Annotated in this window: 29 protein-coding genes and 1 tRNA gene; 20 read left to right on the forward strand and 10 right to left on the reverse strand. The window is 72.4% G+C overall.

Features of this window, described 5'->3' with window-relative positions; all coding sequences use genetic code 11:
• Nucleotides 1-304 precede the first annotated feature (304 nt).
• Both SNR22_RS18400 and SNR22_RS18405 read left to right on the forward strand, forming a co-directional pair.
• On the forward strand, nucleotides 305-1282 hold the full coding sequence (locus SNR22_RS18400) for an EamA family transporter (protein WP_320067832.1): 978 nt from the start codon (nucleotides 305-307) through the stop codon (nucleotides 1280-1282).
• Nucleotides 1283-1488: 206 nt separating this feature from the next.
• The gene (locus SNR22_RS18405; protein ID WP_320067833.1) at nucleotides 1489-3165 is read left to right on the forward strand and encodes a S8 family serine peptidase; all 1677 of its coding nucleotides are present in this window, start codon (nucleotides 1489-1491) and stop codon (nucleotides 3163-3165) included.
• A gap of 107 nt (nucleotides 3166-3272) precedes the next feature.
• Here SNR22_RS18405 and SNR22_RS18410 read toward each other — a convergent pair whose 3' ends face one another.
• Both SNR22_RS18410 and SNR22_RS18415 read right to left on the reverse strand, forming a co-directional pair.
• The gene (locus SNR22_RS18410; RefSeq protein WP_320067834.1) at nucleotides 3273-4286 is read right to left on the reverse strand and encodes a hypothetical protein; all 1014 of its coding nucleotides are present in this window, start codon (nucleotides 4284-4286) and stop codon (nucleotides 3273-3275) included.
• Nucleotides 4287-4463: 177 nt separating this feature from the next.
• Complete coding sequence (locus SNR22_RS18415) at nucleotides 4464-5156, reverse strand: IclR family transcriptional regulator (RefSeq protein ID WP_320067835.1); 693 nt, start codon at nucleotides 5154-5156, stop codon at nucleotides 4464-4466.
• A gap of 63 nt (nucleotides 5157-5219) precedes the next feature.
• On the opposite strand from SNR22_RS18415, the gene cysS reads away from it, so the two are divergent.
• Nucleotides 5220-6635, forward strand: a complete 1416-nt coding sequence (gene cysS / locus SNR22_RS18420) for a cysteine--tRNA ligase (protein ID WP_320067836.1) — start codon at nucleotides 5220-5222, stop codon at nucleotides 6633-6635.
• Nucleotides 6635-7765 (forward strand): 23S rRNA (guanosine(2251)-2'-O)-methyltransferase RlmB, encoded by a 1131-nt coding sequence (gene rlmB, locus SNR22_RS18425; RefSeq protein WP_320067837.1) that lies wholly within the window; start codon nucleotides 6635-6637, stop codon nucleotides 7763-7765. The genes cysS and rlmB overlap by 1 nt, the downstream gene beginning before the upstream one ends.
• 67 nt (nucleotides 7766-7832) lie before the next feature.
• Here rlmB and SNR22_RS18430 read toward each other — a convergent pair whose 3' ends face one another.
• Together SNR22_RS18430 and SNR22_RS18435 are read right to left on the reverse strand one after the other, a co-directional pair.
• A complete protein-coding gene (locus SNR22_RS18430) occupies nucleotides 7833-8429 on the reverse strand; it encodes a hypothetical protein (RefSeq protein ID WP_320067838.1) in 597 nt (198 codons plus the stop codon).
• Between the two features lie 138 nt (nucleotides 8430-8567).
• On the reverse strand, nucleotides 8568-9659 hold the full coding sequence (locus SNR22_RS18435) for a sn-glycerol-3-phosphate ABC transporter ATP-binding protein UgpC (protein WP_320067839.1): 1092 nt from the start codon (nucleotides 9657-9659) through the stop codon (nucleotides 8568-8570).
• Between the two features lie 365 nt (nucleotides 9660-10024).
• Between SNR22_RS18435 and SNR22_RS18440 the strand changes: the two genes are divergently transcribed.
• The 14 genes from SNR22_RS18440 to SNR22_RS18505 all read left to right on the forward strand — a co-directional run bounded on the left by SNR22_RS18440 (nucleotide 10025) and on the right by SNR22_RS18505 (nucleotide 19636).
• A tRNA-Thr gene (locus SNR22_RS18440) sits at nucleotides 10025-10098 on the forward strand.
• 132 nt (nucleotides 10099-10230) lie between these two features.
• Nucleotides 10231-11229: a tyrosine-type recombinase/integrase gene (locus SNR22_RS18445; protein WP_320067840.1), complete on the forward strand. Its 999-nt coding sequence runs from the start codon at nucleotides 10231-10233 to the stop codon at nucleotides 11227-11229.
• A gap of 788 nt (nucleotides 11230-12017) precedes the next feature.
• Nucleotides 12018-13262: a helix-turn-helix transcriptional regulator gene (locus SNR22_RS18450; protein ID WP_320067841.1), complete on the forward strand. Its 1245-nt coding sequence runs from the start codon at nucleotides 12018-12020 to the stop codon at nucleotides 13260-13262.
• Nucleotides 13263-13475: 213 nt separating this feature from the next.
• Nucleotides 13476-13637, forward strand: a complete 162-nt coding sequence (locus tag SNR22_RS18455) for a hypothetical protein (protein ID WP_320067842.1) — start codon at nucleotides 13476-13478, stop codon at nucleotides 13635-13637.
• A 14-nt stretch (nucleotides 13638-13651) separates the two neighbouring features.
• Complete coding sequence (locus SNR22_RS18460) at nucleotides 13652-13921, forward strand: hypothetical protein (protein ID WP_320067843.1); 270 nt, start codon at nucleotides 13652-13654, stop codon at nucleotides 13919-13921.
• Complete coding sequence (locus tag SNR22_RS18465) at nucleotides 13921-14178, forward strand: hypothetical protein (RefSeq protein ID WP_320067844.1); 258 nt, start codon at nucleotides 13921-13923, stop codon at nucleotides 14176-14178. Before SNR22_RS18460 ends, SNR22_RS18465 begins: the two co-directional genes overlap by 1 nt.
• Nucleotides 14179-14325: 147 nt before the next feature.
• The gene (locus SNR22_RS18470) at nucleotides 14326-15540 is read left to right on the forward strand and encodes a helix-turn-helix domain-containing protein (protein WP_320067845.1); all 1215 of its coding nucleotides are present in this window, start codon (nucleotides 14326-14328) and stop codon (nucleotides 15538-15540) included.
• A gap of 260 nt (nucleotides 15541-15800) precedes the next feature.
• Nucleotides 15801-15977: a hypothetical protein gene (locus SNR22_RS18475; RefSeq protein ID WP_320067846.1), complete on the forward strand. Its 177-nt coding sequence runs from the start codon at nucleotides 15801-15803 to the stop codon at nucleotides 15975-15977.
• A 56-nt stretch (nucleotides 15978-16033) separates the two neighbouring features.
• Entirely contained in the window at nucleotides 16034-16228 is a 195-nt protein-coding gene (locus SNR22_RS18480) for a hypothetical protein (RefSeq protein ID WP_320067847.1), read from the forward strand.
• Nucleotides 16225-16827, forward strand: a complete 603-nt coding sequence (locus SNR22_RS18485; RefSeq protein WP_320067848.1) for a helix-turn-helix domain-containing protein — start codon at nucleotides 16225-16227, stop codon at nucleotides 16825-16827. Before SNR22_RS18480 ends, SNR22_RS18485 begins: the two co-directional genes overlap by 4 nt.
• Entirely contained in the window at nucleotides 16824-18281 is a 1458-nt protein-coding gene (locus SNR22_RS18490) for a hypothetical protein (RefSeq protein WP_320067849.1), read from the forward strand. The genes SNR22_RS18485 and SNR22_RS18490 overlap by 4 nt, the downstream gene beginning before the upstream one ends.
• A 76-nt stretch (nucleotides 18282-18357) precedes the next feature.
• The gene (locus SNR22_RS18495; RefSeq protein ID WP_320067850.1) at nucleotides 18358-18609 is read left to right on the forward strand and encodes a hypothetical protein; all 252 of its coding nucleotides are present in this window, start codon (nucleotides 18358-18360) and stop codon (nucleotides 18607-18609) included.
• Nucleotides 18606-19175, forward strand: a complete 570-nt coding sequence (locus SNR22_RS18500; RefSeq protein ID WP_320067851.1) for a hypothetical protein — start codon at nucleotides 18606-18608, stop codon at nucleotides 19173-19175. Before SNR22_RS18495 ends, SNR22_RS18500 begins: the two co-directional genes overlap by 4 nt.
• Nucleotides 19175-19636, forward strand: coding sequence for a hypothetical protein (locus tag SNR22_RS18505; protein WP_320067852.1), 462 nt, complete (start codon nucleotides 19175-19177; stop codon nucleotides 19634-19636). The genes SNR22_RS18500 and SNR22_RS18505 overlap by 1 nt, the downstream gene beginning before the upstream one ends.
• Before the next feature lie 83 nt (nucleotides 19637-19719).
• Here SNR22_RS18505 and SNR22_RS18510 read toward each other — a convergent pair whose 3' ends face one another.
• Nucleotides 19720-19989, reverse strand: coding sequence for a hypothetical protein (locus SNR22_RS18510; protein WP_320067853.1), 270 nt, complete (start codon nucleotides 19987-19989; stop codon nucleotides 19720-19722).
• 109 nt (nucleotides 19990-20098) lie between these two features.
• On the opposite strand from SNR22_RS18510, the gene SNR22_RS18515 reads away from it, so the two are divergent.
• Both SNR22_RS18515 and SNR22_RS18520 read left to right on the forward strand, forming a co-directional pair.
• The gene (locus tag SNR22_RS18515; protein ID WP_320067854.1) at nucleotides 20099-20347 is read left to right on the forward strand and encodes a hypothetical protein; all 249 of its coding nucleotides are present in this window, start codon (nucleotides 20099-20101) and stop codon (nucleotides 20345-20347) included.
• A gap of 219 nt (nucleotides 20348-20566) precedes the next feature.
• Nucleotides 20567-21025, forward strand: coding sequence for a hypothetical protein (locus tag SNR22_RS18520; RefSeq protein WP_320067855.1), 459 nt, complete (start codon nucleotides 20567-20569; stop codon nucleotides 21023-21025).
• Nucleotides 21026-21097: 72 nt separating this feature from the next.
• On the opposite strand, the gene SNR22_RS18525 is transcribed toward SNR22_RS18520, so the two are convergent.
• Genes SNR22_RS18525 through SNR22_RS18545 form a run of 5 tightly spaced genes read right to left on the reverse strand, consistent with a single transcriptional unit; the run spans nucleotide 21098 to nucleotide 23143 of the window.
• Nucleotides 21098-21349 (reverse strand): hypothetical protein, encoded by a 252-nt coding sequence (locus tag SNR22_RS18525; RefSeq protein ID WP_320067856.1) that lies wholly within the window; start codon nucleotides 21347-21349, stop codon nucleotides 21098-21100.
• Nucleotides 21350-21405: 56 nt separating this feature from the next.
• Complete coding sequence (locus SNR22_RS18530; protein ID WP_320067857.1) at nucleotides 21406-21645, reverse strand: hypothetical protein; 240 nt, start codon at nucleotides 21643-21645, stop codon at nucleotides 21406-21408.
• The gene (locus SNR22_RS18535) at nucleotides 21642-21920 is read right to left on the reverse strand and encodes a hypothetical protein (RefSeq protein ID WP_320067858.1); all 279 of its coding nucleotides are present in this window, start codon (nucleotides 21918-21920) and stop codon (nucleotides 21642-21644) included. Before SNR22_RS18535 ends, SNR22_RS18530 begins: the two co-directional genes overlap by 4 nt.
• Nucleotides 21917-22840, reverse strand: coding sequence for a hypothetical protein (locus tag SNR22_RS18540; protein ID WP_320067859.1), 924 nt, complete (start codon nucleotides 22838-22840; stop codon nucleotides 21917-21919). The genes SNR22_RS18535 and SNR22_RS18540 overlap by 4 nt, the downstream gene beginning before the upstream one ends.
• A gap of 12 nt (nucleotides 22841-22852) precedes the next feature.
• Entirely contained in the window at nucleotides 22853-23143 is a 291-nt protein-coding gene (locus SNR22_RS18545) for a hypothetical protein (RefSeq protein WP_320067860.1), read from the reverse strand.
• Nucleotides 23144-23159 lie beyond the last annotated feature (16 nt).

Here is a 23159-nt window from a genome sequence, read left to right on the forward strand (position 1 = left end):
CTAGAGGATCTGCGGCGTCTCCACACCGACCTGGGAAGCTACTTTCGGCGCGCTGTTGTTGCCCCCGCAGGAGTCGATCGATCGCCGAGGGAAGGGGCGGAGTCATGGAGTAACTGGTGCCAACTGGCGCAAGAGCAGCCGCAGCGGGTCAAATGACAGATCCGCAACCTCCTCGCCGATCCCCGGGTGTCGCTGGCGCTGCCGGACGGCGTGTTGGCTGATGGCGGGCACGGCCGCCTGACCGTCCCCGCTTGCCCGGCTGCCGGTCAGCGACCCCGCATCAATGACGTACCGAGGAGAGTCAATGCGTTCACGATCCGCCGCCGGCACCGGTCTCGGCCTGCTGCTGCTGTCGGCCGTCACGTTCGCTACCTCGGGGACCTTCGCCCGTTCGCTGATCGAGGCCGGCTGGTCCGCAGAGGCTGCGGTGATCGCCCGTGTCGGCATCGCCGCCGCCGTCTTGGCGGTGCCGGGGGCGCTGGCCCTGCGCGGCCGGTGGGGTGTGCTGCGGCGCAACCTCGCCCCGATCGGCGCCTTCGGGCTCCTCGGCGTCGCACTCGCCCAGGCGTGCTTCTTCAACGCCGTCCGCTACCTGCCGATCGGTGTGGCGCTACTGCTGGAGTACCTGGCCATCATCCTCGTGGTCGGCTGGATGTGGCTGGTCCACGGCCAGCGTCCGCGCCGGCTGACCGTGGCCGGGGCGGTGGCCGCGCTGGCGGGTCTCGGCGGTGTCCTCGACCTGACCGGTGCCGGCCGGCTCGACCCGGTGGGCGTGCTGTGGGGGTTGGGCGCGGCGGTAGGGCTGGCCGGGTACTTCGTGATCGCGGGGCGGGTCGATGACCGCCTGCCGTCGGTGACAATGGCCAGCGCCGGCATGGCCGTCGGCGCGGTGGTCCTGCTCCTGCTGGGCCTGGCCGGAGTCCTGCCGCTGCGGGCTGTCTTCGGCGAGGTGACCTTCGCGGGGCAGCACACCAGTTGGTTGGTGCCCATCGCCGGCCTGTCGCTGATCGCCGCAGTGGTCGCGTATCTGACCGGGATCGCCGGGACCCGGATCCTCGGTGCCCGGCTGTCCTCGTTCGTCGGGCTGACCGAGGTGATGTTCGCCGTGCTCATCGCCTGGCTGGTGCTGAACGAACTGCCGACCGTCGGGCAACTGCTCGGCGGTGCCCTGATCATCGCCGGGGTCGCCCTGGTCCGCCTCGACGAGCTACGCGAGCCATCGGACGACGACGGCCCGCCGGGTGGCCGGCCCGCCGAGCCCGCGCTCGCCGCCGAGGGCTGACGGCCTGAGCGCCTGCCACTCGACGCCGACGAGCGCCGACCGCCCGCCAAGGCGTAGCGCTCTCCCACGCCGGTTCGCTCGGTCAGGGCTGGTGACAGTGAGACGACGAAAGTCTGATTGCCGTGTAATACGGACTCCCAACTAGCGGAACACGCGCAGGTGATATGGGATGACTGCCACGTCCCTCAACGAGAGGATCCGATGTGGTGAGCAAGCGCTTCACCGCCGGTGCCGTCGCAACCGCAACGGCGTTGGCACTCACGGTGACCGGGGTCATGGGGCCGGCGAACGCCGAGCCGACCACGACCCGGGAATTTACCGTCGTTTCGGAGTCTGGTGTCACCGCTGAGGCGGCGATCGCCGCCATCGCCGCCGCAGGCGGCACTGTGCTGTCCCGTACCGACGAGGTCGGTCTGTTCCTGGTCGTCAGCGACCGTGCCGACTTCGCCAGCCGGGCGACCGCGAACGCCGCCCTGCTCGGCGCCGCCGAGAAGAAGGCGATCGGCAGCAAGCCGAAGCTCGACCGGGTCGAGCAGGAGCACCTCCTTGCCCAGGCCCAGGCGACAGCCAGGGCGAAGGGCCCGGTCGCCAAGCGGGGCAAGAAGATGGACCCGCTGGACGACAAGCTCTGGGGTCTGGACATGATCCGGGCCGACAAGGCCCGCAAGGTGGAGCCGGGCGACCGTCGGGTGACCGTCGGCGTCCTGGACACCGGCCTCGACGCCAGCAACCCCGACCTGGGGCCGAACTTCAGCCGGTCCCTGTCGCGTAACTTCGCCCGGGACATCCCCGAGATCGACGGCGAGTGCGAGGTGGTCGGCTGCCTCGACCCGGTCGGCACCGACGACGGCGGCCACGGCACGCACGTCGCCGGCACCATCGGCGCCGCCGCGAACGGGTTCGGTCTCTCCGGCGTCGCCCCGAACGTCACCCTGGTCGAGCTGAAGGGTGGCCAGGACTCCGGCTACTTCTTCCTCGACCCGGTCGTCAACGCCCTGGTGCACGCGGGCAACGTCGGCCTGGACGTGGTGAACATGTCCTTCTACGTCGACCCGTGGCTCTACAACTGCACGGCCAACCCGGCCGACTCGGCGCAGTCGCAGGCCGAGCAGCGGGCGGTCATCGAGGCCATGAAGCGGGCGCTCAGCTTCGCCCACCGCAAGGGCGTCACCCTGGTCGGATCGTTGGGCAACAACCACGAGGACATGGCGGCCCCGCGCATCGACACCTCCAGCCCGGACTACGGCGGCGACCCGTACCCGCGGCCGATCGACAACGCCACCTGCTGGGACCTTCCCGTGGAGGGCCCGCACGTGATCGGCGTGTCTTCGGTCGGCCCGTCCGGTAAGAAGGCCGACTACTCGAACTACGGCACCGAGCAGATCTCGGTCGCCGCGCCGGGCGGCTGGTTCCGCGACGGCTTCGGCACCGACACCTACCGCCTCGACTCCAACATGATCCTCTCCACGTACCCGAAGCACGTGCTCCAGGAGGAGGGATCGGTCGACGAGAACGGCAACATCGTCGCCGGCTTCGAGGAGTCGGTGTTCAAGCAGTGCAAGGCCAACGGCGACTGCGGCTACTACACCTACATCCAGGGCACCTCGATGGCGTCGCCGCACGTCAGCGGCGTGGCCGCGCTGATCGTGAGCAAGTACGGCACGAAGACCCGCGGTGGCCTGGGCATGGACCCGACGAAGGTGGAGCGGCAGCTCTACCGGACCGCTGCGGAGCACGCCTGCCCGGAGCCGCGCCTGCAGACGTACACCAACGAGGGCCGCGACGCCGAGTTCGACGCGTACTGCACCGGTAATTCCGCGTTCAACGGCTTCTACGGCTACGGGATCATCGACGCGTATGCGGCGGTGACGACCCGGATGTGACAACCGGTGCCACCGGGAGAGGGGCCCGGGCGACCACCGTCGCCCGGGCCCTTCGTCGTTCCCGGGGACGACCAGTCGACGGCCCGCTCGGCTGATGCTGGTGACGGTCACCGACGCCAGCCTCGGGAGGCCAGGGCGGCATGGACCTCCCGCGCGAACGCGGGGAAGTCGTGCCGGAGGCGTTGACTGGTCACGTGCAGCACGAGCCATCCCGCGCCGACGAGCTGCTCGAACCGTTGGCGGTCCCGGTGCAACTGCTCGATGTCTGCTTGCCGGCGGCCGTCGTGCTCGACCGCGACCCGGAACGTGGGCCAGGTCAGATCCAGGTGCTCGACGATCCCCGACGCCAGCCGGATCGGGTGCTGGGCGAGCGGGCGGGGGAGCCCGGCGAGCACCAGCCGGACCCGCAACTCCGACTCCGGTGGTGACTGCGCCCCGGGGTCGGCCAGGTCGAAGACCCACCTCGCCCGCCGCCCACCTGGCCGTTCCGCGTTGCGGACGCCGATCGCGGTCAACGCGTCCCGGGTGGTCAGCTCCTTGCGGAGCAGGCTGTCGATGATTCCCACGGCCCGAAGGGGCTCCAGCCACACGGCCGTCTCCCACGCGGCCGTCGTCGGGTCGGTACGGGGCAGCGCCCACGCCGCCACCGCCACCGGGACCGGTGCGGTCTCGGCGAGGGCGAGGCCACCCGGCTGCCCCGTGGCATCCCTGGGCCACGGTTCGGCGCGGCTGATGCTGGGTAGGGGAATGGGGGCGGGGCACTGACTCGCGGGGAGGCGGTCGGTCAGGTGCACCCGGAGCCCTCGTTGGCTGCGCAGCCCGGCCGTGCGGGGGCTGGCCACGTGCACGTCGTCGGAGAGCTCGGCTGCGTGCTCGACCCCGTGCAGCAGCGCCGCCGACGGCCCGGCGATCATCGCGCCCGGAGGCAGTTGCAGGGACGCGGCTCGGCAGGCGAGCACGTGGTCCGAGTCGAGCCGGGAGTCGGCGTAGATGTCGCGGCGCAGGTTGACCCAGGCCGAGCTATGTAGGCGGTGCGCGGTCACGAGGCCCGCCCGGATCGCCTCGGAGGCGCGGAAGACCTGCCAGGCAAGGGCGGACGGGCGATCAGGACGTCGGGGCATCTGCCCAGGCTCACGGTTGCCGCCGTACGCCCGATACCCCTGTGGACAACCGCGCCACCGGGCCGTGCGGGCGCCTGTGGACAACCCGCCGGACGGCCCACGCATGTGGTATTGGCTGATCAAGTCGAGGGCAGGGCAGCTCGGCTGTCAGGGGCGGATCAAAAGGGGCAGGGCGGCTCAGGAGGACAGGGCCGTCGCGATGGCCGTCGCCGCGGCGAGTACCTGCTCGCCGACGACCTGGGAATCCAGCGGGGCCAGCGCCACCACCCCGACGCTCGCCTCCAGGCCCGGCACGCCGAGCACCGGAGCGGCCACCCCGTACGCCCCGGGTTGCAACTCGCCGCTGGTGCCCACCGGGCCGGCGGAGCCCGACCGCCCGGCGAGGATGGCCCGGCCGGCGGCTCCCCGCTCCAACGGGTGCCGCGTCCCGGTCCGGTACGCCACGTGGAACGACGTCCAGCTCGGTTCGACGACCGCCAGGGCGACGCCCTCACCGCCCTCCACCATCGTGAGGTGGGCGGTCGCGCCGGCCTCTTCGGCGAGCCGGCGCAGGGCGGGCAGCGCCCCCTCGGCGAGCAGTGGTTGGGCCCGCCGGGCCAGGTGCAGCACCCCCGCGCCGAGCCGTAGCCGGCCGTCGCCGTCGCGTCGTACCATGCCGTGCCCGTTCAGCGCCCCGACCAGCCGGTAGACGGCTGCGCGGCCGATGCCCAGCAGGTTCGCGGCCTCGGTGATGGTCAGCCCGCCCGGGGCGTCGGCGACCAGGTGCAGCAGCCGAAGTCCCCGGTCCAGGGTCTGGGCCGTCTCACCCCCGCGCGCCCCGCCGCCGGGCCGGGTCGTCGTGCCGTCCTGCTGCCGCGCCGCCTCATCCACGAGGGGCAGCGTACGACCCGGCACCGGACAACTCGGGAAAGCACGGACGGCTACCCTTGTGCGGTGACGCTACGCCTGTATGACACCGCCACCCGATCGGTGCGGGACTTCGTCCCGCAGGAAGCCGGCAAGGTGGGGGTCTACCTGTGTGGTCTCACCCTCCAGGCACCCCCGCACATCGGCCACCTTCGTTCCGGCGTCAATTACGACGTGTTGCGCCGTTGGCTGCTGGCGAAGGGGTTCGAGGTCCGGTTCATCCGCAACCTGACCGACATCGACGACAAGATCCTGGTCAAGGCCGTCGAGCAGGGCCGGCCATTCTGGTCGATCGCGTACGCCAACGAGCGGGCGCTGACCGGCGCGTACCGGGCGCTGAACGTGCTGCCGCCGACGTATGAGCCGCGGGCCACCGGGCACGTCCCGGAGATGCACGAGCTGATCGCGAAGCTGATCGACACGGGGCACGCCTACCCGTCCGGCGACGGCTCCGGCGACGTCTACTTCGACGTGGCCTCCTGGCCGGCGTACGGGGCGCTCTCGGGCCAGTCGCCCGACGCCATGCAGGCCGGCGGCGACGCCCCGGAGCGGGGCAAGCGCGACCCGCGCGACTTCGCCCTCTGGAAGGGCGCCAAGCCTGACGAGCCGGCCGACGCGTACTGGCCCTCGCCGTGGGGGCGGGGGCGTCCCGGCTGGCACATCGAGTGCTCGGCGATGTGCTGGCGCTACCTGGGCGCAGAGTTCGACATTCACGGCGGCGGGCTCGACCTGACCTTCCCGCACCACGAGAACGAGATCGCCCAGTCGCAGGCCGCGGGCCTGCCGTTCGCCCGGTACTGGGTGCACCACGGGCTGCTCAGCATCGGCGGCGCGAAAATGGGCAAGTCGGCCGGTAACGCCCTCGACCTGGCGTACGTCGCATCGCTCGGGGTTCGTCCGATCGAGCTGCGGTACTACTACGCGGTCGCGCACTACCGGTCGGTGATCGACTACACCGAGGATTCGCTGCGCGAGTGGGCGACCGGCTTCCGGCGGATCGAGGGGTTCGTCCAGCGGGCAGCCGAGCGGGTCGGCCCGGGTGAGTTCGGTGAGCTGCCGGCCGCCTTCGTCGCCGCGATGGACGACGACCTGAACACCTCGGCCGCGTTCGCGGTGCTCCAGGAGGTGATCCGGGACGGCAACAGCGCCCTGGCCGCCGGCGACGATGTGACCGTCCGCACGGCGCTCGGCTCCGCGCGGGCGATGCTGGATATCCTCGGTATCGACCCCCTCGACGAGGCGTGGACCGGCGGCGGTCGCGTGGACGACCTGCGCGACGTGGTCGACTCGCTGGTCGCACTGGCCCTGGAGCAGCGCGCGCAGGCTCGCGGCCGCAAGGACTGGGCTGCCGCGGACGCCGTCCGTGACCAGCTCAAGCAGGCTGGCGTTGTGGTCGAGGACACCCCGCAGGGCCCCCGTTGGACTATTGGAGAGCAGGACTGATGGCCGGCAACTCGCAGCGCCGTGGCCGGCGACTGACGCCGAAGGCGGGCGCCCCGAAGGGCACCGGAGGCAAGAACAAGGACTCCCTCGCGGGCCGGGGCAAGACCCTGCCCGCCGACGAGCGCCCCTGGCACAAGGGCTACTCGGGCACCGAGAAGCTGCCGCAGCGCACCGCCTGGAAGCAGGACAAGGAGCTTCGGGCGGCGACCGAGGAGGGGCGCGCCCCCAAGATCGGCAAGCCGGGCACGAAGGACACCACCTGGGGCAAGGGCGGCGGTCGGGGCGTACCCGCCGGCCGGGCCGGCGCCAGCAGTCGGGGTGTCAGGCCGACCGGCCGCACCGGCCCCCGGGTCGCGCCGGGGCGCAAGTCGAATCCGGCGAAGGACAGCCCGGAACTGCTCGTCGGGCGGAACCCGGTGCTGGAGGCGTTGCGCACCCAGGTGCCGGCCACCGCGCTCTACATCGCCCAGGGCCTTGAGAGCGATGACCGGCTCAACGAGATCAACCGCACCGCCGCCGACCGGGGCATCGCTCTGCTGGAGATCAGCCGCGCCGAGCTGGACCGGATGACCGGTGGCGTGCTGCACCAGGGTGTCGGCCTCCAGGTGCCCCCGTTCGCGTACCAGCCGTTCGAGGACATGGTCGCCGCGTCGATGGAGCACACCGCCCCGCTGCTGGTCGCGCTCGACGGCGTCACCGACCCGCGCAACCTCGGCGCGGTGATCCGGTCTGCCGCCGCGTTCGGCGCGCAGGGTGTCTTCGTACCGGAGCGGCGGGCGGCCGGGATCACCGCGACCGCCTGGCGGACCAGTGCCGGCGCGGCGGCGCGGGTGCCCGTTGCCCAGGTCACCAACCTGACCCGGTCGCTGAAGGCGTGCAAGGACGCCGGCTTCATGGTCGTCGGCCTGGACGCCGACGGCGATACCGACCTGTACAACCTGGAGGCGGCCGTCGGTCCGCTGGTCGTGGTGGTCGGCTCGGAAGGGCGTGGGTTGTCCCGCCTGGTCGGCGAGACCTGCGACCTGACCGTGAGCATCCCGATGATCTCCGAGGTGGAGTCGCTCAACGCCAGCGTCGCCGCAGCGGTGGCCCTCGCCGAGGTGACCCGCCGCCGGGCCGCCGAGAGCTGATCCCGCAGACCCGGAAAAGGGGCGGTCCGCCGAGCTGGCGGGCCGCCCCTTTTTGCCTGTCCGGGGCCTACAACTGCTGGCTCCAGGCGAAAATGATCAACGCTCCGAACAGCGCGACCACCACGGTGGCCAGAACGAGCCAGGGGGCCCGTCGTGCGCCGTGCAGGGCCAGCGTCAGCCGCTGGTGAACGGCGGCGATGCCGGCCAGGGCGGCCAGCCCGGCCAGGGCGAACGGGATGCCGATCAAAAAGTGCGCGAGCCAGGCTCCGGCCAGGGTGGGGCCGCCCCAGGAGTTGTCGAACGGACCGGGCTCGACGAAGCCGTACAGGGCGCCGCGCGCCACGATGAGCAGGACGGCCCCGAGCGGCACCAGCGCGGCGGCACCCAGCAGCAGGCTCAGCAGGGCGTGGTTGACGACGGCCACCGCCCCCGGCCGGCGCGTCGGGTCCACGCCGGGTGCACTCAGCAGGCGGGTGCGCAGGATGTTCCACCACCCTGCGACCGATCGCCCCTGACCGAGCAGCCCGGCCGGCAGCGCGACCAACGCGACCGGGAGCAGCGCCGCACAGTAGAGCAGGCTCCGGATCGTCGACCGGACGATCCGATGCACCCGGTGGCGTCGTGACGGATGGGCCGGGGGCAGGGTGTCGACCGTGGTCGGCATGGTGTCCTCGATTCTCCGCGGGGCGCGTCGAATCTATGCCGTGCCGGCGTACCGATACCTCGGTGAATACCCGGATACCGGCCCGGAGACGACGATGGGGTGCCCACCGGTCGGCGGGCACCCCATTGCGTTGTTACGTCAGATCCGCTTGCCGGTGGTGGCGTGGAAGACGTGGGTACGGCCGGTCCGCGGCTTCACGAACACGGTGTCGCCCATGTTCGGCATGCTGCGCCGGTCGGTGCGGACCACGAAGCGCTCGTTGTGGCCCTCCAGCGCGGCGTGGCCATAGACGTTGACGTCCGAGCCGAGGTCCTCGACCAGCTCGACCACGACCGGCATGCCGCCCTCGGTCGGGCTCACCATGTCGCAGTCCTCCGGGCGGAAGCCCACGGTCACCTTGCTGTCGCCGCCCTCGGCGCGGGCCGCCTCGACCTGCTCGCGGGTCAGCGGGATGTCCAGCTCCGCGAACGTTGCGCCCCGCTCGTTCAGCGGGACGGTCTTGATGTTCATGGCCGGGGAGCCCATGAAGCCGGCGACGAATACGTTGGCCGGGGTGTCGTAGAGCGCCCGGGGGGTGTCCACCTGCTGAAGGACGCCGTCGAGCATGACGGCCACCCGGTGGCCCATGGTCATGGCCTCGACCTGGTCGTGGGTGACGTAGACCATGGTGATGCCGAGATTCGCCTGCAGCGACGCGATCTGGGTACGGGTCTGCACCCGGAGCTTGGCGTCGAGGTTCGACAGCGGCTCGTCCATGAGGAAGACCTGCGGCTCGCGGACGATCGCCCGGCCCATCGCGACCCGCTGGCGCTGACCACCGGAGAGGGCCTTCGGCTTGCGGCCCAGGTACTCCTCCAACTGGAGCAGCCCGGCCGCCTCCTTGACCCGCCGGTCGATCTCGGCCTTGGGGGTCTTGCGCAGCTTCAGCGCGAACGCCATGTTCTCGTACACCGACATGTGCGGGTAGAGGGCGTAGTTCTGGAAGACCATCGCGATGTCGCGGGCCTTCGGGGGCAGGTGGGTGACGTCGCGGTCGTCGATGTAGATCGCGCCGTCGTCGACGTCCTCCAGGCCGGCGAGCATGCGCAGGCTGGTGGACTTGCCGCAACCGGAGGGGCCGACCAGGACGAGGAACTCCCCGTCGCCGATCTCGAGGTCGAGCTGGTTCACTGCGGGACGCTCGGTGCCCGCGTAGATGCGGGACGCCTTCGCGTAGGTGACCGTAGCCATGGTGGAGCGCTTCCTTTCACCGGCAGGAACGTGCCGGACGATCCGAGTGAAGGAGCGACCGGAGTCGTGCGACGCCGGCCATCGGACGACGTCGTAGGCAGCAGGGGGCCGCCGGGGTGTCATCCGGGTCACTGCACCGTAAACGGGTTTTCCTCGCGTGCCAAGGCGAGGAACCTAGGGTGGGACGGACGGCATTGCGCATTCCGGGCAGTCGGGCACAGCCGGGCATCAATCTCCACACGGTTCGGCCCGACGGCCGACGGACGGCTGTGGACGGGGTCGGCAAATCGGCGTTTTCCGTGCTCGGAGGGCCTGCCGAGGGACAACTCCCGAGGTCCGTCGCTTATGCTGGCCACGCACGTCCTGCCCCTGTAGCTCAGCTGGCCAGAGCACTCGCCTTGTAAGCGAGATGTCGCCGGTTCGATCCCGGCCGGGGGCTCAACTGTTCCACCACCTGCGCAAACGCCGGTGAGCCTCAGCGAGAGGCACACCGAACGATGCTCAAAGACCAATCGCCTACGCCCGTTGCGGCGGTGTCGCCCTGCCGAGGGCTGCGGGCACGGTGGATCTCATGACCCGCCACCCGAAGATCCGCCGACCCGACCCAGGGCCCTACGAGACCTGGATCCGCTCCTGGCGGCTGAGCATGGAGGCCGAAGGCCTCAGCAACCGCACCGTCGAGATCTACGTCGACGTCGCCCAGTTCTTCGGCGGCTGGCTCCACACCCTCCACCCCGCCCTCGCCGACTGGGAGAACGTCGGCCGGGACCACCTCAGGGGGTTCTTCGCCTGGCTCCGGGCCGGCGGAGAGCCCTGCCCCCACGCCCTGCGCCACCCGGCGGCCGCGCCAGCGTCATGCCAGGGGTACGGCAAGGGCTACATCAACAACGTCGGCAGGTCGCTGCAGCAGTTCTTCGCCTGGTTCGCCGAGGAGGAAGAACTGCCGAACCCTTTCGGCAAGGTCACCGTGCCTGCCGCGCCCAAGGCCGACGAAGCCCCGCCGCAGGTGCTCAGCCCCGAGCAGCTCCAGGCGCTGATCCGGGACGCCGAGCGGGGACGGGACTTCGAGAGCCGGCGAGACGCCGCGCTGCTACGGCTGTTCGCCGCCACCGGCGCCCGACTGGCCGAGCTGGCGCTGCTCCAACTCGACGACGCCAACGCGCACGCTCGCGAGGCCGTGGTCACCGGCAAGGGCAACCGCCGGCGCGTCGTCCCCTTCGACCAGCGTGCGGCACTCGCCCTGGACCGGTACATCCGGATCAGGGCGAAGCACCCGGCCGCGAGCCTGCCCGCTCTCTGGCTGGGCGTGCGCCGGCGCACCGCGATGACTCCGAACGGGATCTATCAGGTGCTCGTCCGGAGGGGCAAGCGAATCGGCATCCCTCTCCATCCGCACCTGCTGCGCCATACCTTCGCGCATAGGTGGCTTGACGCTGGCGGGGCGGAGGGCGATCTCATGGCGCTGGCCGGGTGGGACTCGACTCAGATGCTGCGGCACTACGGCCGATCGGCGAAGTCCGCGCGCGCTCGCCGCGCTTACGACCGAATCGACGTGATGGGCGGCATCTGAAACTGCACTCTTGGTCCTAAATCGCACATGGTGCAATTTGCATCACGTAATTGCAGGTAGCCGCAAGATCACTACGGGTAGGGTCCGAAGCTCTGCCAGCACCAGGAGGTACCCCATGCGCCTCGCCGCCCTGACTCTGACTCTGACTGCCGCCGCCGCCCTCAGCGCTCCCGCACCAGCGGACGGCGGTGGCGGCCTGATAGAAGACCTGATCGATGGCCTCCTCGGGGGCGGTGCGACGCCGTCATCTCCAGCGGCACCCCCCACCAACCCAGCCGCTCCCTCGCCTTCCGCCAGCGTCGCCACACCCCGCCCGACTGCCATCCCCCGGCCGACACAGTCGGCGCCTACCGCAATCCCCGCCCCGATCGCACCCAGCCGGGCGGATCGCACCGCCGGCGCGAGCCCCGAGACCCGCCCCAGCCGGACCGCCAGCAGCCGCCCCGACAGCGCATCCGCCCCTGCTGCGCCCCAGCCAGCACCGGCGGTGGCCACGCAGGAGGCTTCCGGCGGAGGCCTCCTGCGTGGAGGCCTGATCGGCGCCGGGGTCACGCTCGCCGCCGGTGCCGGTGCCCTGGTGGGAACAGTCGGCCTGCGTCGCCGCCGGCGGCGGCATGAGGACCGGTCGTTCTTGGAAGGCGTCGCGAGTGAGCGCAAGGCCCGGCGTCCGCAGTTGCATGTGGTAACGGACGGGCAGCTCCATCGGTAGTACCGTCGGTAGTGGCAGGCCCGCCGGTTGTAGCGGTCGGCGGGCCGCCACCCAGACCGCTACCTGGGGGAGACCCGCCATGAGCCGACCGACCATCGGCGACCGACTCGCCGCCCTACGAACCAATGCCCCGTTTACCCAGGAGCAGCTTGCTGAGCGCTCCGGGATCAGCGTCGAGGTCGTCCGCAAGCTGGAGCAGGGCACACGCAAGAGCGCCCGACTGGAGACGCTGCACGCTCTGGCCCGAGCCCTAGGCGTGGCGACCAGCGAACTGGTCGGCGACACCTCGGAGGCGGCCGCACGGGCGGAGCCGCACAGCCGGCCGCTGTCGCTGGCGGAGATTCGCCGCGCGGTAGCTCCGGTGCGTGCCCTGACCGGCGCGACCCTGGGGGCGCCGACGGGGGCGCCGCCGCCACCTGGCGTACTGCGTGCCCGGCTACACACAATCGACCGGGCGTACCAGCGCAACGACTACGCCCAGGCCCTGGCGGAGATGCCGCCGCTGCTGCTGGACGTCCGCGCCGCTGCCGATATCGCCACCGACGAGGACCAGCCCGCCGCGTACGTGCTACTGGCCCGCACTCTGCACCTGGCCGGGAACCTCCTGATCCAGTTGCGGGCCGGGGACCTGGCGCAGACCGCGCTCTCGGAAGCGCTCGACGCCGCGCGTCGCTGCGGTGACCAGGTGGTGGCGGCCACCGTCATCCAGGGCATGTGCTGGCTGCTCATGCGCCAGGGCCGAATTGCTGAGGCCGCTGAGCTTGCGGTGGTCACCGCCGATGAGATCGAGCCGCGGATGCGCCGCGCCCAGCCGGCGGAACTCGCCGCGTGGGGGTGGGTGGCCACGGCGGCGTCAGCGGCGTACGCCCGAGACAACCGTCCGGACGACGCGGCCGAGCTGGTCGACGCCGCAGCCGCAGCCGCCGCGAGGATCGGGGAGCGGGATTTGGGCCCGGGACACCTGATCATGGTCGGCGGATTCGACTCGGGTCGGGTGCAGATGCAGCGGGTGGAGAACGCGGCGGTGGCCGGTGACCCGGGGCGTGTGTTGGAGCTGTCAACGTTGGTGCCGCCCGGCCCGTCGCCTCTCGGCAGCAGCTGGCAGCGTCACCGCCTGGACGTGGCGTGGGCACACACGCAGCTCCGCCAGTACGGCGAGGCGACCGCCGTACTGGGGGAGCTGAGGAGGGCCGCGCCTGCGTGGCTGCGGCACCAGCGGTACGCGAAGGACATCGTGCAGTCCATCAAGGAACAGCGCCGGCGCGCGGCGTCCGCAGAGCTCGCCGAGCTGTCGTCGCTACTCGGGTGCGACGCACTGAACTAGTACGCCGCGTACCAGTGGTTCCCGTAACTGCTGGTGGTCGCCCTGCTCGTCCCTGGAGATTTGACCCTCTCCGCCGGAACCTGGGGTAAGTCTCCGGTCACTCACTGCATCCCCCGTGGTAGTGAGCGGCCGGCCCGGGTGGCGGCGGTCCGGCCCGCTGTTGCGATCTGCAGCGAGCTGCTGTCGCCACCCTCCCCATCCGAGGAGGCGCCCGTGGCGATCTGGTCCGAACTGCGCGCGATCGTGCGGTGGCTACTACGGCGGCCCGACCCGCTTCCGCCGCCCGGCACCGGCCAGGCCATCCAGGCCGCCGAGCAGGCCGCCGCCCGGCAGCGCATCTTGGACCAGGCCCAGCGGCCGCCGACGTCGTGGTGAGCCAGGCCGGCGGGGTGATCAGGTGGGAGGCCCCGCCCCCGCCGCTGAAGCGGGGACCGAGCCCGGGCGTCGGCGCGGCGATGCGTCGCGCGGCAATCGAGCTGCGCGCCCGGCCCGGCCGGTGGGCCGTGGTCGTCGAGGGCGCCGGCACCCGGACCCTGGTCACCCGGATCCGGCAGGCCTCGGATCAGGTGTGGGGGCCGCCCGGGTCGTACGAGGCGGTGTGTCGCCTCGTCGACGGGTGCCTGGTGGTCTACGCCCGCTACGTCGGGTCGGGGGCGTGATGGCGGAGATCGTCATCCCGGCCGGAACCCGGGTGTCCCTGGCCGCCGGCGAGTGGGCCACCCACGCCGAGCAGCTCGGTGCCACGCCGATCGACCTGCGGGTGGTCGAGGTCGACGCTCTCCCGGCCGGCGTGCCCGGGTGGACGCGGGTCCGGGGCCATGGCCTGGACTGCCGGCCCGATCCGGTGGGCCCGCATCCGTGGTGCCTGGAGATCGTGGTGCGGGTCGAGGCGCTCTACGACGCGGCGAACCGGTGAGCGCCGACGCGCCGGCCGGGCCCTGGTGGCAGGTCGATCTGGAGCGCCACCGGCAGCGCGACGGCCGCTGCCCGATCTGCGGCACCCGCATGCGGTGCTGGCCGTGGGCCTGGGCGAACGCCGCGCGGATCGTCGCTCGGATGTCGGATGGATGAGCTGCCCATCGGCCGCCGGGTGGCGTACTGGCGGGGCCGGCGGAAGATGTCGCAGCAGCAGTTCGCCGACGCCATCGGTAAGTCGAAGAGCTGGGTCGACAAGATCGAACGAGGGCTGCGATCCCTGGACAAGCTCAGCACCCTGGAGGCGATCGCCGACGCCCTCCGGGTCGACCTCCGCATGCTGCTCGGCCGGGAGATCGACCGGGATGCGGGCGCGAACGGCCTGCTGGACACGGCCAGCGGCAACGCGGTCCGCGGCGCCCTGACCCGGTGGGGACCGGTCCAGGTCCCGGGGGACCAGGAGGTGCCCACCCTCGCCACCGTGGGCAAGGCGGTCACCCATGCCTGGCTGAGCTACCAGTACGCCCGGTACGCCGAGCTGGTCCGGTCGCTGCCGCGGCTGCTGGCAGACGCCCAGCGCGTCCGGGCCACGTCTCCGTGCACGGATGCGGCGTACTGCCTGGCCGAGGCGTACCAGCTCGCATCGGTGGTGATGGGGAAGGTGGGCGCCGCGGACCTGGCGTGGCTGGCGGCGGACCGGGCCATGGCCGCCAGCCAGGACGCCGGCGACCAACTCCTGACCGGCGCGTGCGCCGTCCAGCTCGGGCACGCACTGCTCGCCCAGGGGCAGGCCCTGCACGCGATGGAGATCGGCGTTGCCGTCGCGCACCAGATCGCCCCACCGGACCCGCTCGACGCCCCGGCCACCCACCTGTCGGTCTACGGCACGTTGCTCCTCGCGGCCGCGCGGGCCGCCGCCGCCCTCGTCGACCCCGACGGCGCCGCCGAGCTGCTCGGCCAGGCCGCCGAGGCGGCAGCGATCATCGGCAACGGGCAGGACCACTACCGGACCACCTTCGGCCCGACCGTCGTCGAGCTGGCCCGGATCGCGACGGCGGTCGAGCTCGGCGACGGCGGCACCCTCGACCCGACCGCGCATCAGCGGCTCATCGAGGGCGCCGCCTTCCGCCGGCTCCCGCCGGAACGCCGGGCGGCGTACCTGCTCGACGCGGCACGCGGGTTCCTGCAAGCGAGTGACCTCGACCGCGCCGGCCAGGCCGTGGTGAGCGCCGACCGGGTGGCGGCGGCGGAGGTACGCGCCCGGCCGGTGGGACACGAACTGCTCGCGACCCTGCTACGCCGGTCGCCAGCGCCGGGCCCGGACGTCCTGCGCCTGGCCGAGGACGTCGGCGTGAGGGTCTGATCGGCGGGTCGGCCGTAGCACACTGCCCGCGTGATCAGGCGGTTATCCACAGACGACGAAGTTGTCCACAGGCAGGCCGGTCCGGGTTGCCGGGTCCGGCCCGCCCCGTGCAGGGTGAGCCGGTCGGCGCGGCCACTCTCCAGCCGCCGGCCGCGCCCAGGTGGAGGTGGGGCGGCGACGTCAGTAGGCCACCGACGGTCCGGGCCCGGACCCCCGATCTTGACTTGCGCCACCCGTATTAACGTAGTACGTTTATCGCCATGAGCGAGGCGCCGCGCCGGCCGGGACGACCGGCCACCGGACTCACCCCGCTGCTCAACGTCAGGGTGTCCAAGGCCGTGCAGGACGCGGCGCGGGCCCGGGCAAAGCAGCGAGGCGAACGGTTCGCCGAGGTCGTTACCCGGCTGCTGGAGGAGTACGCCGAGCAGCCCGACTGAAACATCCAAAACTTAAGCGGGCCGGGCAGGAGTTGGCGCTCCTGTGCTCCCGGCCCTTGATCGACTGGTTGGAGTCGACCGTGTACATCTTCGCGCACGCGCGCCCCTGCGCGCACATCACCCCGCCCCGGCGCATCATCGCCGGCTACGTCGGCCCCGCCGCCGGCCTCCGCACCGCCCTGCTGACCGGCGCCGCCCTCCGCCCGGCCGCGCCGGCCGCCACCGTGCTGACCGCCGGTGGTGCCCGATGAGCCTCGCCGTCAAGGCCGCCCTGCTGGCCTCCAAGGACCTGCGCGGCACCGACCGCCTGGTCGTGCTCGCCATCGCGGCGCACACCAACACCGCCGGCGACGCCTGGCCCGCCGTCGCCACGATCGCCGAGTACGTCGGCGTCAGCGAGCGCACCATCCAACGGTCCCTGGCCCGCCTCGTCCAGGCCGGCCGGCTCGCCGTCCGCCAGGTCTCCGGGATCGCCACCCGCGTCTACCGGATCGTGTCCGACATCGTCGCCGCCGCCGTGGAGAGGGTGACGTCCAAGGGCCGAGGGGTGACACCTCAGGGCGCTGGGGTGCCAGATTCGGCCGCCAGGGGTGACAGCCAGAACGGAACCGTGTCACCCGATGTTGATGGGGGTGAGAAGGGGAAGGGCCGCGCTGGCGCGCAGAACTGGCGCAACTGGGTCCCGAAGAGCAAGAAGAGCGGCGGCTGGCAGCCGTACCCGGAGCGCCGGGGCGCTGCCCTCCCGCCCCCGCCCGGCGGTGACCGCTGCCAGAAGCCCGGCCACGGCGGCCAGATCATCGGCAGGTGCGGCCCCTGCCGGGGCGAGGCGCTCGCCGGAGGTGTCCGGTGAAGCTGGCCACCCGCCGGCGGCCCACCGCCGAAGAGATCGCCGCCATCGCCCAGGCCGAGGACCAGCGACTCCGGCTCGCCGCGCAGTTCGCCCGGGACCAGGCCGACGCCGACCGCGCCGAGCAGCGCCGTGCCGAGCGTGAGCAGGCCCGGGCAGACAAGCGGGCGCGCAAGGCGAGGGCGAAGGCTCGCGCCCGCCGGCTCGCCCAGCTCCGCAGGCACGCCGCCACCGCCCGCACTGTCGGCCCGCTGCTGCTCGTCAACGCGGCCACCGTCGGCGGGCAGCTGGCCTACGCCCACGACCAGACCCCCGCCGGGTGGCACCCGGCCGCCCGGATCGCCGTCGCCGTCGGGGTGGCCACCGCCGCCGAGTCCGTGGCCCTGTACGTCGGCTGGCACGCCCACGACGCCCTGCTGGCCGGCGCGCGGACGACGGCCGGCAGACTCCGGCGCGCCTCGTACGGCATTGCCCTGGTGATGGCGGCCGTGAACTACAGCCACTTCGCCGGCGACGGCCTGCTCGACCCGACCGCCCTCGCGGTGATCCTCGGCGTGCTCTCCTCCCTGAGCCCGTGGCTCTGGGGCCTACACACCCGACGCGCTCAGCACGTCCAGCTGCTCCGCGAGGACCTGGTCGACGAGACCGGCGCGACCTTCGACCCGGCCCGCCGGCGCGCGTTCCCGTTCCGCTCGTGGCTCGCCCGGCGTTGGAGCATCGACCACCACGTCCGCGACCCGCGCGCCGCGTGGGAGGGGTACCGGGCGCACCGGACGGCTCAGCGCGCCGCTGCGCCGGCCGGCCGGATCCGCGCCGCCTGGCGCACCCTGCTCGGCCGCGCGCCCGAGCCGGCGCAGCCCGAGCCGGCACCCGAGCCGGAGCCGGCGCAGCCCGAGCCGGCACCCGAGCCCGCACCGGCACCGGAGCCGCTGAGCCTCGACGACCCCGAGATGCTCTTCGCCGCCCGGGCTCGACTCGCCATGGCCGAGGCGACCGCCCGGATCCGGGCCAGGGCGGACCGGCTCGCGCTCGTCGATCGTGAGCCCGCGCCGGCCCCGGTGGCCACCGCGCTGGCCGCGCCGGTTCCGGCTCCCGCCCCGATCCCTGAGCCGCGCCCGGCCGTCGAGGGCCCGGCGGCCGCCGGGCCGGCACCGGAGCCTCGTCGGCGCCGGCCCGGGTGGCCACCGGCCCGGCCACCCCGGATCCGGAGCCTGAGCCGCGCCCGGCGGCGGCCAGCCCGTGAGCCGGAGCGCCAGGCCACCGAGCCGAGCCCGGCACGCCGCGCGGCCGGCGGGCCCCGGATCGACGTGAGCCGCCTCGCCGCCGAGTACGAACGGCTCACCCACGAGCTGAAGCGCAAGCCGAAGGGCGACGAACTCGGCGCGGCCGCCGGATACAGCAAGGCCACGGCCAACCGCTGGATGCGCGATCGCAGGGCTCAGACCCCGGCTCAGTAGATAGCCCCCGGGGCGCGGCTCACGCCTGGACAGCACCGCGCCCCGGGATCCCACCCCTCAGGAGAGGCGAACCACCATGATGCACGACCAGACCGGCCCGCGCCGGTACCGGCTCAGGATCTACGACGGCGCGTACGAGGTGCTCCACCACCGGACTCACGTCGTCGACGTCGACCTCGACTCGCCCACCATGGGCGGGATCCTCGACCGACAGCTCGCCGCCCTCACCCGCGCCGCCCTCGACGCCAACGAACCGATGCCCCGGCCGCGGCTCGAAGTCGTCGACCCGGACACCAACGCCGTGGTGCTCGACTGGACGGGGGCGTGACCGTGACCTACCTGCTCGCCGCCGCCGCGCCGGCCGCTCCCGCCCCCGAATACGCGATGTCCCCGACCGCCGTGGCGATCACCCTGCTGCTCGCACTGGTCATCGACTACATGTCGATCGGCCCCAACTCGATCCGCGACAGGCTGGCCTTCATGATGGCCGTCCCCGTCGTCCGCGAGGGCTTCAACGACTCGCCGCTGGACAAGTGGACCGTTGAGACCCTCCGCGACTTCATCCAGAGCCTGCTCGACCAGACCGGTGACGCACGGATCGCCGGCGCCAGCATCAACCTCATCATCGGCACACTGGTCGGCTTCCTCTGGATCTACGCCATCGGCTGCATGCTGCCCACCAAGCTCAGCAAGCGCCTCGGCCGGTTCGCGACCATCCAGTTCCGGGCCTCCGGCCTGTACCGGCTCAACCTGCCCCTCTGGGCTGCGGCGGTGCCCCTCGGCTTGATGTCCGACCTGCCCGGCGGGTTCGTCGGCGACGTCACCCGCATGCTGCTGGAAGTCACCACCACGATCGTTGCCCCGCTGCCCGCCTTCCTGTTCGGAGACGCCTGATGCTGATCATTGCTGCCGCCGAGGCATCCCGGGGGTGGGGCGGGCCCGTCGCCCTGGCCCTCGCCATCATCGCTTTCGCGATCGTCGCCGGGGTCACCGAGCGCCTCCGGACCCATCCGGAGAACCCCTCCCCCACCGAGGGGGCCGCCCCTAGTGTCAGGGTCAACCCGCAGTTCGCGAAGGTGTCAGACACCGATGACACCGACGATGACACCGGCGGCTGGTGGGGGCGGATCGCCACCGTCGGCGGCCGCCGCGTCCGCGTGGTCGACGACGTCGACGACCTGGACGACGTCGACGAACCCCAGACGATCGAGGACGCGGTCGCCGAGCTGCTCGACGACGGAGTGGCGTACTCCCGGATCGTCGACACGCTGGTGACCGACTGGCACGTCTCGGAGGCCACCGCCAAGCGGAGGATCCGGGACGTCCGAGCCGAGCGGATCGCCGCGGCGAGCTGACCCCTGACGCACGCGAAGCGCCCCCGCCGGCCGGAGCCGAGCGGGGGCGCTTCGCGTTTCGAGAAGACCGGGAAAGCGCGTTCCTACGCCGCCGGCTCGGGTCGGCGCTTCGTCCCGCCGGTGACCCCCCGGGCGATCTGGGAGGCCCGTGCAGGGTGCAGCCCGATGATCTCGCCGACCTCCTCCCAGGTCCTCCCCTGCTTGAGCGCGATGACGGCGTCGGCGCGAGCGGCCCGGAGGGCACTCTGCAGCTCGGGAACGGCCTCCAGGGCTGCACCGAGGGCGCGGGCCCGGTCGGCGGGGTCGTCGGGGAGGCCTGCGGCGAGGGCGGCGATGGGGGCGGGGAGCGTCATGGGATGAGCGTAGTGGGGACCCCCTGAAAAATCTAGTGGGTCCCCACTTGCATTCCTAGTGGGGACCCACTAAGCTATGAGTACAGGCAAGCGAGCGAGGGAGACCGAGATGAACGAGACCAAGGCGCGCGCGAAGTTCGAGGCCAGGGCCATCCAGATGGACCGCCTCCGCTGGGGCCTGGAGCAGATGCTCGTCGCCAGCCCCCGGGAGATCGAGCGCATCGGGCGGGTCTACGACAACGAGACCGCCGTCCGGATGGTCCGCTCCAACGAGCGCCTGATGGGCCGGCTCCGGGGCCGGCGAGTGGTGCGACGCCCGCGCTACACCGGCTACCGGCCCCAGGTGGCCCGGGTCTGACCCGCCCCGGGGGCCGGCCACCCGGCCGGCCCCACCCCCGGACGCACTGCGGCCCCGACCTTCTGGTGGAGGCCGGGGCCGAGTCGTTTCGGGCGCGGCCAGGAATGCGCTTTCCTGGCCCGATCCTGGCCACGACATCGGAGGCACTGCAGGGGAGCTTGCCGGGACTTTGTCGGCTCCCGGACAGTCCCGCCCGTCCGTCGCCGCTACGGTGCCCGGGTGATCCGCCCTCTCCTCCCGGCCGCCGCCCTCGTCGCCCTAGCTGCCGCGCTGGCCGGCTGCGCCAGCGCCAGCGACGCGGGGCAACCGGCCGCCTCAGCTACCACCGCCCCCGCTAACCGTGGTGTCGCCGGCGCCCTCACCCTCGACGATCCCGCCGGCTTCACCTGGTCCAGCGACACCGGCTGCGTCGGCACCGGCGGCTACGCCGACATCCGCGAGGGCGCCCAGGTCGTCATCACCGACGCGGCCGGAGCCACCATCGGACTCGGCAAGCTCGATCAGGGCAAGCTCGATGGCACCCTGCCCGGCCGCACCGCCGACATCTGCAAGTTCACCTTCCACCTCGCCAGCGTGCCCTCCGGTAAGGGCTTCTACGGCGTCGAGGTCGCACACCGGGGCACGGTGCAGTACCCGGAAGACAAAGTGTTCGGGGCACTGGCCCTCACCCTGGGCTGACCACGACACGACACAGCGGCCCCACCCCGCCAAGGGGTGGGGCCGCTGTGTGTGAGCTGGCCGGCGGCTGGCTCAGGAGCGGCCGAGATCCGGCCGCGGGGTGTGCCGCGCCAGGTAGCCGCCGATGCCTGCTGCCGCGGCCGGCACGAGCGGCGCGACGAAGATCTCCAGGACGTCCGGAAGGTCCGTGAGCAAGGTCGTGTCGCTGACCCCGTTGACGACGGCCAGGCCCGCGAGGGCCAGCAGGTACGTCCAGGCGGCCGACGCCTGGACCTTCGCCTCGACGGGCGCGACGGGCGCGGCCGGGGTGTTGGGGGTGGTCATGATGCCTCCAGGGTTGACGAGGCTCGGACCGGGCGATCCGGGCCGAAGGAATGCGCTTACCTGCCGGGACGGCAGTCGTACGTGTGCCGCAGCGCGGCCACCTGGTCGGCGATCTGCCGACCGGCCGGGGTCTGCGGCGGGGCCTCGCGGTAGGCGTCGTCGAAGGCGGTAGTCAGGTCGCACGACCGCTGCTCAGCCACTTGCAGGGCCCTCACGGCTACCAGCAGGGCCGCGCCGAGCCCCAGGACAGCCGTCAGCAGGATTACGACGAGCGCCCGCCATCCGCGCACGGTCACGCCCGCTCACCTGCCCCGGATGGCGTGGCCGGCGACGATGACGGCGACGGCGACGATGACGGCGATGGCGGAGAGGACGATCCGTCCGATGTCTGCGCCTCGCGACGCAGGCTGATCACCCCGCCCACGGCCGGCCCGGTCAGCAGGGCGACCGCGGCGGCCAGCAACGCCTCGGACGGCTGAGCGGCGATCCACGTCTGGTGGTAGATCGCGCTCAGGCCACCCACGACGCAGCCCAGGTCCCGCAGGCCGCGGGTGAGCCGCTCCAGCCTCACTCACGTTCGGCGGCGGTGAGGCGGGCGGCCAGCTCGTCGACGACCCGACTGGCGATCTCGGCCGGCACCGCTGCGGCGATCGCGGCCGGGGTGAGTCCGGCGGCCGTGATCGCCTGGGCGAGCCGGTCCGGGCCGAGGCCGGCGAGCACCCCGGCGACGATCGCCGGCTCGTCCGTCCAGTCCTTGCCCGCCAGGGTGGTCACCCCGGCGGCCACCCCGTCGAGGCGGGACATCATGTAGTCGAGCTTCGCCACGACGCTGTTACCCGCCGCCGCCGCGCCCGCGCCGTCCGGGTCGACCCGGCGGCCCATGCTCGACCCGCCGCTGAACACGGCCGCGTGCACCGCGTGGATCTCGTTCTCGGCCTTCTCGCTCATCTCGTCGTCCTCCTGGGTGTCTCCGAGCGCGATCGCGAGGATGCGCTGCATCAGCTGCTGGTTCCGGCAGTGCCGGCGGTCGAGGGTGAGGTGCCAGTGCCACAGGTGGCTGCTGTCCGAGCTGGCGGCGCGGTCGCGCACGTTGTCCCAGCCATCGACCACCCGGTCGCCGTCGACGTTGCCGTAGAACTCGCGCACCTCGTCGAGCTGCCCGGCCTGCATCGCGGCGAGCAGCCGCTCGGACTGCGCGATCATGTCGGCGGCCGAGCCGGGGGTGAAGTCGAGGCCAGCGACGTGCCGCTCCTGCTCGGCGGTCAGCCCCGGCTGGGCGGTGTACGTGCGGGACGTGCAGTACCGCGACCGCTTGATCCACTCCTGCGAGCGGTGAGCGCCGCGCAGGTGGTGGCGGTCGCCCTTCGTGCCGAAGGCGACCCTGGGCCGGTTGGTGCGCCGGCAAAGCTCGTCGCCGAGCCAGTCGATTTCCGGGGTGACAACTTCGCGGCTCCAGTACGACTCCGCTGAAAGTTGGGCGTCGGTGGCCATCTATCTCCTTTCTCATTTTTTTTGGTCAGTCGGCCAGTGCGTGGTGGCATAGATCAGCCAGACTGAGTCCGTGAAGATGACGAATCTTGCGGTTGGTGTCGCCTCGCTCGCGGCGGCCGGGGTACTCGGTGGTGTAACCGCTGCGGCGTTGATGGACCAGGGGCCGAAGGAGACGACGACGGTGCGGACGGTGTCGGATGAGACGAGTGCCAGCCCGGGGGCGTCGGTGGCCGGCGTGACGCCGACGGCGAGTCCGGTCGCGGTGACGCCGGCGGCGGCGACCACCGCGGCGGGTGCGCCCAAGCGAAGCGCGGCGCCA

The sequence above is a fragment of the Micromonospora sp. RTGN7 genome, assembly GCF_033804645.1.
GTDB lineage: Bacteria > Actinomycetota > Actinomycetes > Mycobacteriales > Micromonosporaceae > Micromonospora.